This is a genomic window from Streptomyces sulphureus DSM 40104 (assembly GCF_000381025.1).
Classification (GTDB): Bacteria; Actinomycetota; Actinomycetes; order Streptomycetales; family Streptomycetaceae; genus Streptomyces; species Streptomyces sulphureus.
Window position 1 is genome coordinate 137,324 of sequence record NZ_KB905818.1, and the last position, 14,986, is coordinate 152,309.

Below are 14,986 nucleotides of genomic sequence, written 5' to 3' on the forward strand. Positions count from 1 at the left end.
CTGCCTAGCTCCGGGGTGCCCGGCTGTGCACCAGGGCGCGGATCTCCTCGACGATCGTCTCGGGGGCGGTGTCCTGGCCGAGCACTCCGGCCACGCCCATCCGTTTGAGTTCCAGCTCGTCCTCGTCCGGCATGACACCGCCGGCGACGACGACGAAGCGGTGCGGTTCCGGCAGGTCCGCAAGGACCTCGAAGAGCCGCGTGAAGATGGGCATATGGGCCCCTGACAGGAGGCTGACGCCGAGTACGTCGACGTCCTCCTGCACGGCGGCCTCGATCACCTGGTCCGGCTTGCGATGCAGACCGGTGTAGATCACTTCCATGCCGGCGTCGCGCAGCGTGCGCGCCACCACCTTCACGCCCCGGTCGTGGCCGTCCAGCCCGATCTTGGCCAGCATCACCCTGATCGGCTCGGCAACGGTCTCCTTCTGAACTGGCGCCATCACCACTCCTGTTGGTCCGGTAGCCTGTGGTTGGACCATAAGCACTGGTTGATTTGGCGGACAACATGCGTGCACCGACTTTGCGGAACGGGAGTATGTGCCGATGGGGACCACACATGTCTTGTGCCGGCGTGAGGGACGGCTCGGACGCATCACGCTGAACAGGGAACGCGCCCTCAACGCCCTGGACTTGGGGATGATGCGCACCATCCACGGCGCTCTCACCGGATGGCTCGACGACCCGGGCGTCGAGTTGGTCGTGCTGGAAGGCGCCGGCGAACGCGCCTTCTGCGCAGGGGGCGACATCACCGTCGTGCACGCGTCCGCGTCCAACGACCCCGAGATCGCACGGCAGTTGTGGCGCACGGAGTACGCGCTCGATGCCCTCGTCGCCTCGTACCCGCTCCCCGTCGTCGGGCTGATGGACGGGATCACGATGGGAGGCGGGATCGGCCTCGCCGGCCATGCCGCGATCCGCGTGGCCACCGAACGCTCGGTGCTGGCGATGCCGGAGGTCGCGCTCGGTCTCACGCCGGACGTGGGAGGCTGCCTGCTCCTTTCCCGGGCGCCGGGGGAGCTGGGTACGCATCTCGCGCTCACGGGCGCCCGCATCGGAGCCAGAGACGCCCTCGCCTGCGGGCTGGCCGACCACTTCGTTCCGGCGCACCGGCTACCGGCGATGGTCGACGTGCTGCGGGAGGGCCGGGACGCGATCGACCGAGTGCTCGACGACTTCGCGGAGGAAGCACCGCAGGGCGCAGCGGACCTGGTGGACCACGCGTCCTGGATCGACGACTGCTACGCGGCCGACAGCGTGGAGGAGATCCTTGAAAGACTCCGTGCCCACCGCACGCCCGCTGCCACGGCGGCCGCAGAGGCAGTGGGCAGGGGCGCGCCAACTGCCCTCAAGGTGACGCTCCGTGCCCTGCGCGAGGCTCGTTCCATGACGACACTCGAGGAATGCCTGGTTCAGGACTACCGGCTGTGCTGCCGCTTCCTCGAAGGACAGGATCTCCAGGAGGGCATCAGAGCCACCGTGCTCGACAAGGACCACCGACCGCACTGGTCACCGTCCGAACTCGGCGACGTCACACCCGAGATGGTGGACCGGTACTTCCTTGACCCGCTGGACTCCCCTGTGGGCTAGCGTGGTTGGACCAGAGGAAAAATGAACCAGTGAGGATAGCTTGAGCGATCCGGAATGGCGGACAGTCAGGCCCGTCCGCACACACGAGCAGGTGCTGACCCAGATCCAGCAGAAGATCCTCGACGGCCGGCTGCGTGTGGGCGATCGGCTGCCGAGCGAGCGCGAGTTGGGAGAGGCGCTCGGCGTCAGTCGCAACAGCGTCCGCGAGGCGCTGCGCGTACTGGAGTCGATGGGCATCCTGAGTGCTCAGGTGGGGTCCGGCAGGGACGCGGGTTCCACGGTGGCGGGCCGCTCGACCGCGGCGCTGAGCAACCTGCTGCGCCTGCACATGGCCTTGTCGCAGTTCAGCCAGAACGACCTCGTCGACGTACGGATCGAGCTGGAGCGCCTGGCCGTTGCGCGCGCCGCCGCAGGGGCGGACGTCGGGGACCTCGAGCGCCTGCGCGCTCTCACCCGGGCCATGGCGGAACCCGGCATGGACTACGAGCGCTTCCACGAACTCGACAGCGAGTTCCACATCGCCCTCGCGCGCGCTTCGGACAACGCGCTCGCCACCGACCTCATGCAAGCCCTGCGAGACGCGGTCAAGGGCGAAATGATCGCCGCCTTCCGGCGGGTGCGGGACTGGGACGTCATGGTCTCCACCCTGACCGAGGAGCACCTCGCGATTCTCCGCGCGGTCGAAGCGGGAGACGGCAAGGAGGCCGCCGAACTCGTCACACGGCACATCAAGGGCTTCTACGCAGCGGTGGGCGACGCTCAGGAATGACGCTCGCACGGCGCGACGCCGGCGGGTCGCGCTCCCACCCGCACCTCAACCCTTCTCAGCGCATCGAGAAGGGTTGAGGTGTCGAGAACCCGGGAGTTGGGGCAACACACCCCGGGGCGGGGCTATTTGATCACGGTACGTCGACCCGGGGGCTGGCCACCGTGGTGTTGTTCGCGAGGGCCAGCAGTCTGTCGCGCGAGCCGTTGAACTTGTCGCGGTCGACGGGGCTGATGCCGCCGATGTTGCCCGAATCCGTGTACTGCCAGACGGTCCACGCCGGGAAACCGGACGGGATGGTGGGGCTGCCGGTGGTCCAGTGGGCAACCCACAACGGCGCCTTGTCGCTCATGCCGGTCCAGCCGCCGGTGCAGGTGTTCCACCAATTGGCCGTGGTGTAGATGACCACGTCGCGAGAGGTGCGGTCCTTGTAGGTGTTGTAGAAGTCGCTGATCCAGTCACGCATCGCGGACTGACTGAGCCCGTGGCACTGGGAACTGGAACCGTTCTCGATGTCCAGGACACCTGGGAGGGTGAGGTTGTCCGCCGACCAGGCACCGCCGTTCTTGGCGAAGAAGTCGGCCTGGGCCGAACCGCTCGACGAAGCGGGGCGAGCGAAGTGGTAGGCGCCGCGGATGACGCCGTTGTCGTACGTGCCCTTGTAGTTGGCGCTGAACTTCGCGTCCTTGATGTTCGTGCCTTCGGTGGCCTTGATCCAGGCGAACTCGATTCCGGCGTTCTTCATCGAGCCCCAGTTGATGTCGCCCTGATAGTGGGACACGTCGACCCCTTGGACGCCGCTGGTGTCCTGGGGCGTGATCTGGCGGGGCTGCTTGCCCACCATCTCCTGCTCGGCGCTGATGCCCATACGGCCCTCGCCCGGCCCGTAGCCGCCCGAGGGGGAGGCCTGGGAGATACCGGCGCTCGTCAGCGTCAGGGTCATCGTCGCGCCGACGACGCCGGCGGCCATGACGATCCTACGCGCGTAGAAACGGGGGGAGTTCGGCATGTGCGTCTCCTGGTGTGGGGGATTGATGTAGACACGTCACACATACACCACAGTGCGGACCGCGGGAAGAGTTCGACTGCTCTGCCGGGGGTCTAGACCACTTGTCGCCCGCTTGAGCTGAGGAAACCGTGCCCGGAGGCCGAGATTTTCAATCGGCGTCAGGACGCGGCCGGCGCCCCGACTCCCCTTCCGACAACCGAAGTTGGCGAGGGAAACATGGCCTCGACCCGGTGGCACGAGCGTGGCTTCAGCCCGTCGGAAGGGAGGCGAGACGCAGTGCGGAAACGCGTGTCCCGTGGGAACTCCGCGTTCCCACGGGACAGTTGGTCGGCTGTGCGGGCGTGGTACGCGGCGGCGTGGCGGTACCCGTGGGCATCGTCCGGCGAAGGTTCCCGCCCGCGCGCAAACGGTAAGCCCGTCAAGCCTGGGCGATCTCTTGGCGCTGTCTGCCCAGCCCGTCGACCTCCAGCTCGACGACGTCACCTGCCGCAAGGTACGGAAGCTCCGCCGACCCCATCGCCACGCCCGACGGCGTGCCCGTGTTGATGACGTCGCCGGGTTCGAGAACCATGAACTGGCTCAGGTACCACACGATGTACCGAATATCGAAAATCATGTCCGCTGTCGTGCTCTGCTGGCGCAACTCGCCGTTGACCCAGAGCCGCAGGCCGAGACTCTGCGGGTCACCGACGGCGTCCGGGGAGACGAGCCACGGGCCGAGCGGATTGAACGTTTCGCACGACTTGCCCTTGACCCACTGCCCACCCCGTTCGAGCTGCAGCGCACGCTCGGAGACGTCGTTCGCGATGGTGTACCCCGCGATGTGCTCGGGGGCGGAATCGGGGTCGGCGAGGTAGCGCGCGGTCCGGCCGATCACGATCGCGAGCTCGACTTCGTAGTCCGTCTTCTCGCTGCCGCGTGGGACGAGCACGGTGTCGCGGGGTCCGACGACCGTGTTGCTCGCCTTCATGAACACCACCGGCTCCTCGGGGATGGCGGCACCGCTCTCGATCGCATGTTTGCGGTAGTTCAGTCCGATACACACGACTTTGCCCGGCCGTACGATCGGCGAGCCGACGCGCAGTCCACCCAGCTCGACTTCCGGTAGTGCGCCGGCGTCGAGAGCGGCCCGTCCTCGTGCGGGCCAGTCGCCGGCCAGAAAGTCACCGGTCACATCCGTCGTCAACTCGCGCAGGTCATATGCACGCCCCTCACTGTTCAGGGCTATCGGGAATTCGGCCCCGACCTCGCCGACTCGTGTCACTCGCATCTGTCCTCCAGGACGCCGCCATCTCGACATGTGGGCACTTGACGACCACTACGGCTTCCACGAACATACAGAACAGAACGGCGTTCTGCCATACCGAATGGAGATCTACGTGTTCACCGTGAACCACACCCGGCCTGCGACGGGCGCCGGCCGGATCAGCAAGGTCGAGACGCTCAGCCTCGGCACGTCCTGGCGGGACTTCAGCTACGTCCGCATCACGACCTCCGAAGGGTTGTCGGGCGTCGGTGAGATCACCCATCCCTACCGCGGCGTCGAAACCTGTGCACTGGCGCGGGGCATGGCAGAGCGACATCTCATCGGAGCCGATCCCTTCGATACGGAGGAGATCTGGCTCCGTATGTATCAGGGCGACTTTCTCCGCGGAGGGGATGTCGGGGGCATCGTGGTGAGCGGAGTGGACCAGGCGCTCCACGACATCCAGGGCAAATACCTCGGTGTTCCCGTCTACCGACTCATCGGCGGTGCGTGCCGGGACGAGGTTCCGGTATACGCGAACGGTTGGTACACCGGGGCGCGCACCCCGGAGCGCTTCGCCGAACTGGCTCGCGAGACCGTCGCCCGGGGCTACTCCGCGCTCAAGCTCGACCCGTTCGGCGCCGGCTCGGGCGAGCTGAGCCGGTCCGAGCGCCGGCTGTCGATCGACCTCATCGCGGCTGTGCGCGAGGCGGTCGGCCCGGAGGTCGAGCTGTTCGTGGAGGGTCATGCCCGCTTCGTGGTGCACGAGGCCGTCAAGATCGCGGAGGCGCTGGAGCCCTACGACATCGGCTGGTTCGAAGAGCCGCTGCCATGGACCCACATCACGCGCTACCCGGACGTCCGCGCACGGACGTCGATTCCGATCTCCGGGGGCGAGCACTTCCACAACCGCTACGAGTACGCGCCGTTGTTCGAGAACAACGCCGTGAACATCGTCCAGCCCGACCTGAGCATGGTCGGCGGGTACACGGAGATGCGGAAGATCGCCGCGCTCGCCGAGATGCACTCGATGGTGGTGGCGCCGCACAACTCGAACTCCCCCTTCTGCACCACGGCCACCGTCCACGCGGCAGCAGCCACACCGAACTTCAAGATCCTGGAAACCTTCGACAGCCTCCTCGAGCCGTACGTATTCGAGGCCCTCCGCGGGTGTCTGCCGATCCGGAACGGTCGTGCGCCGCTGCCAACGGCGCCGGGGATCGGTATCGAACTCGACGACGACGTCTTCGCCGAGCACCCGCCGACCGGCGGCTTCTGGAACATGTTCGTGCCCGGGTGGGAACTGAGGAACCGCTAGCCCGTCGCGTCCCACATGGTCACGCGACAGCCGGACGTCGCAGGCGGCCGGCGTGCCGCCGTCGCCGCCGCGGCCCCGATGCCACGGAGCCCGCTCGCGACAGCAGGGACGCGTGCGGATGATGCGCCGTCCGGCGGCCGGCAGTTACGGGCGGTGACTCGCTGGACCCTGCGCAGCCGCATGCGCAGCCCCGGGGAAGTCAGGACCTCATGGCCGCCGCCCTCGGGCTGCGGCCGGGATTCTCGATGCCTGGGCACACCAACTCGCTTGCCGTGCACGCTGAAAGCGTGCCTACCGACCAGGTCGTGCCGGCCCAGGACGCAGCGACAGGCGGAGGCGGCCAGTCCGCTGCGGCCGGCCGGATCGAGTCGTTGCGGTGTTCACGCCGCGCAGGACCGCTGTCGATCAGCGTCCTCCGGGCTGTGCAGCCGCATGCACCGTCCCCGAAGGGTCAGCCGTTGCTCAGGCCCAGCAGGGAGAGGGCATCCCGGGCGATCAGGGATTCGACCTCCCCGGTGTCGACGCCGTGCAGGCCGGCGGGGCTCGGGATGCGCGCGACCCGGCGGAGGCCGGCGACCGAGTCGTCGACGGTGGTGAACGGATAGTCGCTGCCGAACAGCAACTTGTCCCAGACGCCGTACTCCTGCACCAGCATCAGCGCCCGCCATAGCTGGTAGGGGCGGTAGTGCAAGGCGCTGACGTCGGCGTACACGTGCGAGTGCTTGCGGATCACGGCGATGCACTCGCCCTCGTACGGATGGCCGAGGTGGGCGAGGACGAGTCGCTGTTCGGGGAAACGCCGCGCGACTCGGTCGGCGAGGACGGGCCGCGCGTACTCCAGCGGCGCTTGCGAGATGAAGGTCGTGCCGGTGTGCATGAGTACGGGCAGACCATGGTCGCTCGCGTACGTCCACAGCGGATCGAGCTCTTCGTCCCCGGGATCGAATCCGGCGTACATCGGCATCAGCTTGATCCCGCGAAGGCCGAGGTCGCGGTGGCCGCGCCGCATCTCCTCCTGCCAGCCCGGTTGGGTCGGGTCGAGCGCCATGAAGCCGATGAGCCGGTCCGAGTGCTCGGCGACGTAGGCCGCGACCGACTCGTCGTCGACCCAGAGGTCCGAGAGACGGGCCTTGCCGCCGAACACGATTGCCAGGGAGTCGGCCGGAGCGGACGCCGCGTACTGCTCCCAGCGCACCGTCAGGTCGACCTCGTCCGGGCGGGCACGGCCCGCTTGAGCGAGGAAGCCGGGCCCGAGATGGTCAGGGCAGCCGAAGAGATGACTGTGAACGTCGACGAGCATGATGTCCGTTCCGTTATGGCGAACAGCGTTTCGCCATACAATACCAAGCTGTCTAGGACCAGCCAAGGCGTGCCGAGATGCGGTCGGCGTGCTTGCGTACGAGTTCGCCGAGTTCGTGGAGGCGGTCCTCGGTGACGTCCAGCTTCAGGCCGGTCACGCTGATCGCGCCCGCGCACTCCCCGCGATGGTTGCGTGCGACGGCGCCGACGCAGTAGATGCCCTCGGCGTCTTCCTCGTCGTCCACCGCGTACCCCCGTCGGCGGACGTCGGCAAGCTGCGCGATCAACTCGTCCGGGTCGGTGATCGTTTTTCGGGTGCGCGCCGGCATGCCGGCGGAGTCGAGGAGTGCGCGTGCGGTGTCGTCGTCGAGCTCTGCCGTGACCGCCTTGCCGAGGCCGCTGCAGTGCGGCAGCTCCCGCTGGCCCATGTGCAGGTCGAACCGTACGGACGCGGGGGCGTCCACACGTCCGACGATCACGGCGTGGCCGCGTTCGGGCTTGGCCACGCGCGAGGACAGGTGGGTCTCGTCGGTGAGTCGGCGCAGCTCGGGCAGTGCGACGTCGCGGATCGACACACGGTTGACGGCGATCTCGCCGTACCGAGCGAGTGCTAGGCCCAGGAAGTAGCGCCGTTGGGGGCCTTCGCCCTCCGAGGAGACCAAGCCGTGCGATTCCAGTGTCTGCAGGGTCGAGAAGATCGAGCTCTTGGAGCCACCGGTGACCCGTGCGACCTCCGTGACCGTCATGCCGTCGGTCGCCGTCGCAAGGTGCTCCAGTACCTGGGCCGCGCGGCTGACGCTGCGGACGTGGTAGCGCTCATCAGTTCCGTTCGTCATCACCGAACAAAGTTTGCTCGGTGATGACGCAGAGGTCAATCGGCGTCCGCTTGACCTTGCAGCGGCTCCTGTGGTTCGGTTTTACCGAATAAGGTTCGGTGTCACAGAACGGTGGTTACGGTGTCTTCCCCTGCTGCTCCCGATCTCCGGGGCGTTCTTCCTGTCCTCGCGACTCCTTTCGCCGAGGACATGACGGTCGACGAAGGCGCGCTGCGCGCGGAGATCGACTGGGTCTTCGAGGCGGGCGCCGACGGTGTCGTTGTCGCCATGGTCTCGGAGATTCTGCGACTGGCGGCCGATGAGCAAGCAGAGCTCGGTCGGATGGTCTGCTCGCACGTCGCCGGCCGTGGACCCGTCGTCCTGAGCGTGGGTGCGGAGAGCAGCCACGTTGCCTTGCGGCTCGCACGTCGCGCCGAGGACGACGGAGCGAGTGCCCTCATGGCGATCCCGCCTCTGACAGTGGCGTTGGACTCGCAGGAGACCGGCGCGTACTTCCGCACGCTTGCCGACGCGACGTCGGTGCCGCTGATCGTCCAGGACGCCAGCGGGTACGTGGGGGAGCCCCTTTCCTTGGATCTGCAGGCCGACCTGCTGCGCGCGTACGGCGAGGAGCGCATTCAGTTCAAGCCCGAGGCGGTCCCGATCGGACCGCGACTGAGCATGCTGCGCGAGGCGACCGACGGACGGGCACGGGTCTTCGAGGGCAGCGGTGGAGCGGCACTCGTGGACAGCTATGCGCGGGGCGTCGTCGGGACGATGCCCGGCCCCGACCTCGTCTGGGCGATCCGTGCCCTGTGGGACGCGCTCGCGGCCGACGACCACGAGCGGGTGCGCGCCCTCGACGAGGCGCTGAGCCCGCTCATGGCTCTGGTGACGTCGCTCGGCTCCTACGTGGCGTTCGAGAAGCATCTTCTTGTACGCCAGGGCGTCCTGCCGTCGACGCGGGTACGCGAACCGCTCGGCTTCGTGCTCGACGGCGAGACCCGGCGCCGCCTGGACGAACTGTTCGATCGATTGAGCGAGGTGGTGCGATCATGAAGGCACTGGTGCTGCGCGAGTTCGGCACGATGGCCGTCGAGGAGATCGATGCGCCGACGCCGGGTGCGGGGGAGGTGCGGCTGCGTGTACGGCTGACCGGCATCTGCGGTTCCGACTTGCACGGCTTCACGGGCGCCAACGGGCGGCGCGTGCCGGGACAGGTGATGGGGCACGAGACCGTCGGCGTGGTCGAGTCCGTGGGCGCCTGCGTCGACCTCCCCGTCGGGGGACCGGCCACCATCAATCCTGTGGTCGGCTGCGGCACCTGTGAGGCGTGCCGGGCGGGCACCGAGCAGTACTGCCCGACCAAACGCGTCATCGGTGTCGATGCGACGCGTACGGCGAGCTTCGCCGAGTACGTGGTGGCTCCCGCCTCGAACGTCCTCCCTCTTCCGTCCGCGATGCCGGAGGCTTACGGAGCGCTCGTCGAGCCGCTGTCCGTCGGCTATCACGCGGCAGGGCGTGGTGCGGTGGGTCCCGAGGACCGGGTCCTGGTGCTGGGTGGTGGTCCCATCGGACAGGCTGCCGCGATCGCAGCCCGGCGGCTGGGGGCCGGCCGCGTCGTCGTCAGTGAGCCGCACGAAGGGCGGCGGGGCCTGTGCCGTGCGCTCGGTGTCGACGTCGTCGATCCCGGTGCGGGGCCGGTCGGTGAACAGGTGTCCTCGCTGTTGGACGGACCTGCGAGCGTCGCGCTCGATGCGGTCGGTGCGTCCGCGACCGTGGCCGACGCTTTCGCCTCCACCGGCCTCGGCAGTCGTGTCGTGCTCGTCGGGATGGGCATGCCGAAACTCGAGTTGGACGCGTTCTCCGTCAGCACCGGGGAACGCGCGCTGGTCGGTGCGTTCTCCTACACCTCGCGCGAGTTCGCCGAGACCGCTCAGTGGGTGGGCACCGTACCGCCTCAGCTCTCGGATCTGGTGGAGCGTGAGGTGACGGCCGACCAAGCGCCCGCGCAGTTCGCCGAGCTCGCCGCCGACAGTGCGGTGCTGCCCCCGGGCAAGGTACTCGTCCGCTTCTCCTGACACGGTGCCGTACGCCGGCTGGACCCGCCGATTTCGGCGGGTTCAGCCGGCGTACGGCAGGGTCGGCAGTCCCGTGATGCCCGGTCGTACGGCGAACACCGCACCAGCGGCCGGCTCCGCGCCGGTCCGCAGACCGGTGCGTGACGTGGTGACGTAAAGCGTGTCCAACTCGCGACCGCCGAACGTGCAGGCACTCACCTGGGACGCCGCGACCTCCACGACCATGTCGAGGAACCCGTCGGGCCCGTAGCGATGCACGGCGGAGCCGCCCCACAAGGCCACCCACACACCTCCCTCGGCGTCCACGCACAACCCGTCGGGCATGCCGCTCTGTTCGGCGAACGTGACGAACGGCCGCCGCGTGTGGAGGCCCGCTTCGCTGTCGTAGTCGAAGACGTCGGTGCGCCCCGTCGCGGTGTCGTTGTAGTAGGCGTGGGTCCCACCGGGGTCGAAACCGAGGCCGTTGGAGACCGTGACCCCGTCGAGGACGGCTCGGGGCGCGTTCTCCGCGCCGGGTGTCAGCCGGTAGAGGGACGCGGCTCCCGGTGCGGCGTCGTAGGCCATCGAGCCGCAGTAGAAGCGCCCGTCGGGGTCGCAGCCGCCGTCGTTGAACCGCACTGCCGGGTCCGTCCACACCTCTGCCAGCTCCGTGGCGTCGGAGAGGTCGTCACGGGAAGCGAGCGCGAACGAGCGCTCCAGCGCGATCACCGCGCCCCCGCCGATGCGTGGCCGCAGGGCCGCCGCCACGGTACCGACGTGCGTACGGGACACGGACCCGTCGTCGTGCAGCGTGAGCACGTCTCCCGCCAGCATGTCGACGAAGCGCAGCCCGCCCCACGGCGCCCACCAGACCGGGCCTTCGCCGTGGTCCGCTTCGGCTGCGGTGATCTGCTCAGCTCTCATGCGCCTCTCCTCCCGCGTCGAGGGCGTCGACGTACGGCTTCATGAACTGCAGGCGCGGGAGCTGGCTCGCGAGCACGCCTCCGTCCACGACGATGCTCTGCCCCGTCATGTAGGAGCCGGCGTCCGAAGCCACCAACAGCAGTGCACCGACCAGCTCGTCGGGCGTACCGAAGCGGTGTTCCAGTGGGATGTGCTCGCGGTAGTACTCCTCGAAAGCGGAGCGTTGCAGTTCGAAGTCGGCGTCGATACCGGTTGCGATCACGCCGGGTGCGATGGCGTTGACGGTGATGCCGTGCTCCCCGAGCTCCAGGGCGAGGGACTGGGTGAGCTGCTCCAGCCCTGCTTTGGAGGCGTTGTACGCGACGAGCCCCGGCTCCCCGACGAGGCCGTTCTTCGAGGACAGCATGACGATCCGTCCACGTACCCGATGGTGGACCATGTGCTCGGCCGTGCGCCTGCTGAGGAGGAACGGTGCGGTGAGGTTGGCGGCCAGGGTCGCGTTCCAGTCGTCGAGCCCGACCTCGTTGAAGCGTGCCAGCCGGGCGATGCCTGCGCAGTTGACGAGGATGTCGACTCTTCCGGCTTCCTCCCAGACCGTGTCGACGAATCCGGTCAGCTCGTCGAGGTCGGCAAGGTCCTGCTCGCACACCCAGGCGCGGCGGCCGGTCGCCCGGATCTCTTCGGCCAGACCGGCCAGTCCTCGGGCATCGGGACGGTCACTCAACACGACGTCGGCACCGGCCTCCGCGAGACCGAGCGCGAGCACGCTGCCGATGCCGCCGGCTGCTCCGGTCACGAGGCTCGTCTTCCCGGACAGATCGAAGGAGTTCATGGTCACCACCGTCGTGGATCGTCGACGTCGATCGCTGCTCCCCCGGCCGCGAGGGACTCGGCGGCGAAGATCCCGGGGAGTGTGTAGTCCAGTCCGCGGTAGACGTCGATGGGTGCAGGCCGCCGGCCGTGCACGGCGTCGAGGAACTCCGGCAGCATCCAGTACTCGCTCGTCCCGTGGTCGCTGACCTCTGCTTCCGGGGGAGCGGCGAGGCGTTCGGGGATGTAGTGCCGAGCGAACTCCTCCAGGCCGTGCCACTGCGCGGCTTCGTAGCACCCGGAGCGCTCGTGGGCGTCGGCGAGCCACACCTTGCTGGTGTCACCGTTGCCGCGCCACGACTCGAAGCTGCCCGCCGTGCCCTGCAGTCCGTAGTACGCCATCTGGTGAGGGCGCGGAGACGTGTGGTCCACCCGGACCCGCAGCACGCGCCCCGCGTCGGTGTGCAGGTGGAGCAGGTGCATCACGGGTGCTGAGACCTCGGTGTCGAACTGGCCACCGGGCACGGCGGCAGCGCTCACCGAGGCGACCCGGTCATCCGTGATGTACAGCAACGGGCCGATGCTGTGGGTGCAGTAGACACCGATCCGGCCATCGGCACGCCACGTCAGCGAGCCGTCCTCGGCGTACCAGAGGTCGCGGCAGTCGTGCAGGTACTCCGCTTCGCCGTAGTAGACCTCTCCGAAGCGCCCGTCGGCGACCATGCGCTGCGTCAACTCGACTTCGTCGAGGTAGCGGTAGTTCTCCGCCAGCATGTAGACGGCGTCGCTGTTCCGTGCCGCGTCGACGAGCGCGTGCGCCTCGTCGAGACTCGTGCACGCGATGACCTCGCTCAGTACGTGTTTGCCCGCTCTGAGGGCCTGGATCGCGTGCTGGCAGTGGTACGGGACGGGCGAGGCGATGACGACCGCGTCGATGTCCGTGTCCAGCAACTCGTCCATCGTCGACGCGTACGTCGCCTGCGCCTCGGCCGCCACCGCCCGGCCGCGTACCTCGTCGGTGTCGTGGATGGCCGTGACGCGCGCACCGCCGACCACTTCGCACAGCCGCAGGAAGCTGAGGCCGCGTGTCAGTCCGATGACCCCGAACCGTACATCTGTGGACATGAAGAGCACTCCCGTCGCTAGGCGAAGGTGATGACGATGGCGGCCGTGGTGACGAACAACAGCGCTGCGTACAGGCGGTAGTTGACGTACCACGGCTTCGTGGCGAGCTCACGTGATTCCGCACGCCAGAGCTGTGGGCGCCATACGTAGGTCCGGACCTCCTCGTCGGACGGCGCCTCGGTGGCGAGGCTGATCGCGACGAGCAGCAGACTCGATCCGGCGAAGAGGATGGCGGCTGCGTACAGCGCCTGGATCTCGAGGAGGCCGTACACCTCGTTGGCCAGCAGGCCGCCGGCGCCCACGACGAGTCCGCACAGCATCGTCCAGAACGCGCCCTGGCGTGTGGTGCGCTTCCACAGCAGGCCGAACAGGAACACCGCGACGATGGGCGGCACGAGGTAGGAGAGCACCGACTGCAGGTAGACGAAGAGCGTGCCGAAGCGGTGCATCTGCGTCGCCCAGAGCGTCGCCACCGCGATGACCCCGGCCGCCGTCGCACGTCCGATGGCCACCAGCGTCCGCTGCGAGGTGTGCGGGCGGTACTTTGCGACGAAGTCGATGGTCAGCAGAGTGGAGGCCGAGTTGAGGACGCCGGCGACGGTCGACATGATGCCGGCGAGGACGGCAGCCAGCACGACGCCGCGCAGACCGGCCGGCAACAGGTCCAGGGTCAGCGTCGGGAACGCCTCGTCCGGGTTGGACAGGTTGGGGTAGAGGACCAGCGCCATGCAGCCGGGGAGGATCATGAGCGCGATCCCTGTGAGCTTCAGGAAGCCGCCGAAGATGGCGCCGTTGCGACCGTGGTCTAGGTTCTTCGCCCCGAGCGTGCGCTGGACGATGACCTGGTTGGTGCACCAGAAGTACAGGCCGATGACCACCAGCCCCGTGAACACTCCGGGCCACGGCACTTCCGGGTCGTTCGCCGGCTGGAAGATGCCCAACTCGCCGCCTGGTGCCGCCTCTTGGACGGCACTCCACGACGGAATGGCCGCGAGCGCCGCGAAGAACACGATGGCGCCCCCGACGATGAACACGATCGCCTGGATCACGTCGTTGACCGCGACCGACTTCAGTCCGCCGAAGACGGTGTACACGCCGGTCAGCACCGCCATCACGAGGATCGGCAGCCACAGCGGCATGTCCGGGAAGAAGGCCTGGAACACCAGGGCACCGGCGTACAGCGCGATCGCACAGTCGATGAAGACGTTGGTGACGATGGTGAAGCCGGAGAGCACGGTGCGCGAGCGGTCGTCGAAACGACGCTCGAGGAACTCGGGCAGCGTGGTCACGCCGGTGCGCATGTAGAAGGGCAGGAACAGCACGACGAACACGATCAGAACGAGCGCGGGAACCCACTCGTGGCTGTAGAAGGCAAGCCCCGAGGAGTACCCGGCCCCCGCCAAGCCGATGAAGGAGGCTCCGGACAGGTTCGTCGCGTACAGCGAGAAGCCGACGACCGGCCAGGTCAGGCTTCGGCCTGCGAGGAAGTAGTCGTCGGTGTCCTTTTTGCGTTTTCCCACGTACACGCCGACGAGCAGCGTGGCGACGATATAGAGGCCGACGATGCCGACGTCGAAGTAGCTGATCTCGGTACTGCTCACTTCGCTCCTCCTGAGCCGCTCGCCCACCGTGCGTTCGGTTACAGCGACTATCGTTCGGTCATAGCGAATCTACCTCGGTGGCGCCAGTCACTGTCAAGAAGCAACAAGTGAGGACGCGCTTGCGTTGTGTGTCCGCTGCCGAGGGGAGGGGCGACGGGTGGGCCGGGAACGACGAACCACGCCACGACGAGGGGTACTCGGAGTGCTCCGCTGGGGGACCGACCTCGGGAAACGACGGGTGCCCGCGTCGGTTCGACTGCCGTGGGTCCGCCGCCTCGTGCGTCGTCATGGTGCCGCCGAGGCGGCTCTGGCTAGGGCGGCGTTCGGCGCAACCCGGCGAGCGTGGGCGCAACCGGCGGGGCAGAGTCTGTGCAGCGCCGTGCGCGGTTGGTCGATGCTCAACTGTCCGGCTCGGTGCGGACTT

At 68.1% G+C, this 14,986-nt stretch carries 14 protein-coding genes; 5 read left to right on the forward strand and 9 right to left on the reverse strand.

Annotated features, from left to right (window positions below):
• Positions 1–4 precede the first annotated feature (4 nt).
• A complete protein-coding gene (locus F603_RS0117805) occupies positions 5–442 on the reverse strand; it encodes a cobalamin B12-binding domain-containing protein (protein ID WP_019547335.1) in 438 nt (145 codons plus the stop codon).
• Positions 443–545: 103 nt separating this feature from the next.
• On the opposite strand from F603_RS0117805, the gene F603_RS0117810 reads away from it, so the two are divergent.
• A complete protein-coding gene (locus F603_RS0117810) occupies positions 546–1,589 on the forward strand; it encodes an enoyl-CoA hydratase/isomerase family protein (protein WP_019547336.1) in 1,044 nt (347 codons plus the stop codon).
• Positions 1,590–1,680: 91 nt separating this feature from the next.
• Complete coding sequence (locus tag F603_RS0117815) at positions 1,681–2,358, forward strand: FadR/GntR family transcriptional regulator (protein ID WP_019547337.1); 678 nt, start codon at positions 1,681–1,683, stop codon at positions 2,356–2,358.
• Between the two features lie 130 nt (positions 2,359–2,488).
• Here F603_RS0117815 and F603_RS0117820 read toward each other — a convergent pair whose 3' ends face one another.
• Both F603_RS0117820 and F603_RS0117825 read right to left on the reverse strand, forming a co-directional pair.
• Entirely contained in the window at positions 2,489–3,364 is an 876-nt protein-coding gene (locus tag F603_RS0117820) for a GH25 family lysozyme (RefSeq protein ID WP_019547338.1), read from the reverse strand.
• A gap of 418 nt (positions 3,365–3,782) precedes the next feature.
• Positions 3,783–4,634 (reverse strand): fumarylacetoacetate hydrolase family protein, encoded by an 852-nt coding sequence (locus F603_RS0117825; RefSeq protein WP_026328511.1) that lies wholly within the window; start codon positions 4,632–4,634, stop codon positions 3,783–3,785.
• A gap of 109 nt (positions 4,635–4,743) precedes the next feature.
• Between F603_RS0117825 and F603_RS0117830 the strand changes: the two genes are divergently transcribed.
• Complete coding sequence (locus tag F603_RS0117830) at positions 4,744–5,928, forward strand: mandelate racemase/muconate lactonizing enzyme family protein (protein WP_026328512.1); 1,185 nt, start codon at positions 4,744–4,746, stop codon at positions 5,926–5,928.
• Between the two features lie 451 nt (positions 5,929–6,379).
• Here the strand turns inward: F603_RS0117830 and F603_RS0117835 are convergent, their stop codons facing one another.
• Together F603_RS0117835 and F603_RS0117840 are read right to left on the reverse strand one after the other, a co-directional pair.
• Positions 6,380–7,228 (reverse strand): amidohydrolase family protein, encoded by an 849-nt coding sequence (locus F603_RS0117835; RefSeq protein WP_019547341.1) that lies wholly within the window; start codon positions 7,226–7,228, stop codon positions 6,380–6,382.
• 52 nt (positions 7,229–7,280) lie between these two features.
• Positions 7,281–8,063 (reverse strand): IclR family transcriptional regulator, encoded by a 783-nt coding sequence (locus F603_RS0117840; RefSeq protein WP_019547342.1) that lies wholly within the window; start codon positions 8,061–8,063, stop codon positions 7,281–7,283.
• 120 nt (positions 8,064–8,183) lie between these two features.
• Here F603_RS0117840 and F603_RS0117845 point away from each other — a divergent pair, with 120 nt between their 5' ends.
• Together F603_RS0117845 and F603_RS0117850 are read left to right on the forward strand one after the other, a co-directional pair.
• Entirely contained in the window at positions 8,184–9,101 is a 918-nt protein-coding gene (locus F603_RS0117845) for a dihydrodipicolinate synthase family protein (RefSeq protein ID WP_026328513.1), read from the forward strand.
• A complete protein-coding gene (locus tag F603_RS0117850) occupies positions 9,098–10,123 on the forward strand; it encodes a zinc-dependent alcohol dehydrogenase (protein ID WP_019547344.1) in 1,026 nt (341 codons plus the stop codon). The genes F603_RS0117845 and F603_RS0117850 overlap by 4 nt, the downstream gene beginning before the upstream one ends.
• A 42-nt stretch (positions 10,124–10,165) precedes the next feature.
• Here F603_RS0117850 and F603_RS0117855 read toward each other — a convergent pair whose 3' ends face one another.
• From F603_RS0117855 to F603_RS0117870, 4 genes are read right to left on the reverse strand one after another with little or no spacing between them, the layout of a single operon-like run.
• Positions 10,166–11,026 carry an SMP-30/gluconolactonase/LRE family protein gene (locus F603_RS0117855; RefSeq protein ID WP_019547345.1) on the reverse strand — a complete coding sequence of 287 codons (861 nt, stop codon included), beginning with the start codon at positions 11,024–11,026 and terminating at the stop codon, positions 10,166–10,168.
• Positions 11,016–11,858, reverse strand: a complete 843-nt coding sequence (locus F603_RS0117860; RefSeq protein WP_037956295.1) for an SDR family NAD(P)-dependent oxidoreductase — start codon at positions 11,856–11,858, stop codon at positions 11,016–11,018. Before F603_RS0117860 ends, F603_RS0117855 begins: the two co-directional genes overlap by 11 nt.
• A 2-nt stretch (positions 11,859–11,860) precedes the next feature.
• Entirely contained in the window at positions 11,861–12,961 is a 1,101-nt protein-coding gene (locus F603_RS0117865; RefSeq protein WP_019547347.1) for a Gfo/Idh/MocA family protein, read from the reverse strand.
• Between the two features lie 17 nt (positions 12,962–12,978).
• A complete protein-coding gene (locus F603_RS0117870) occupies positions 12,979–14,589 on the reverse strand; it encodes a sodium:solute symporter (RefSeq protein ID WP_158678653.1) in 1,611 nt (536 codons plus the stop codon).
• Between the last annotated feature and the right edge of the window lie 397 nt (positions 14,590–14,986).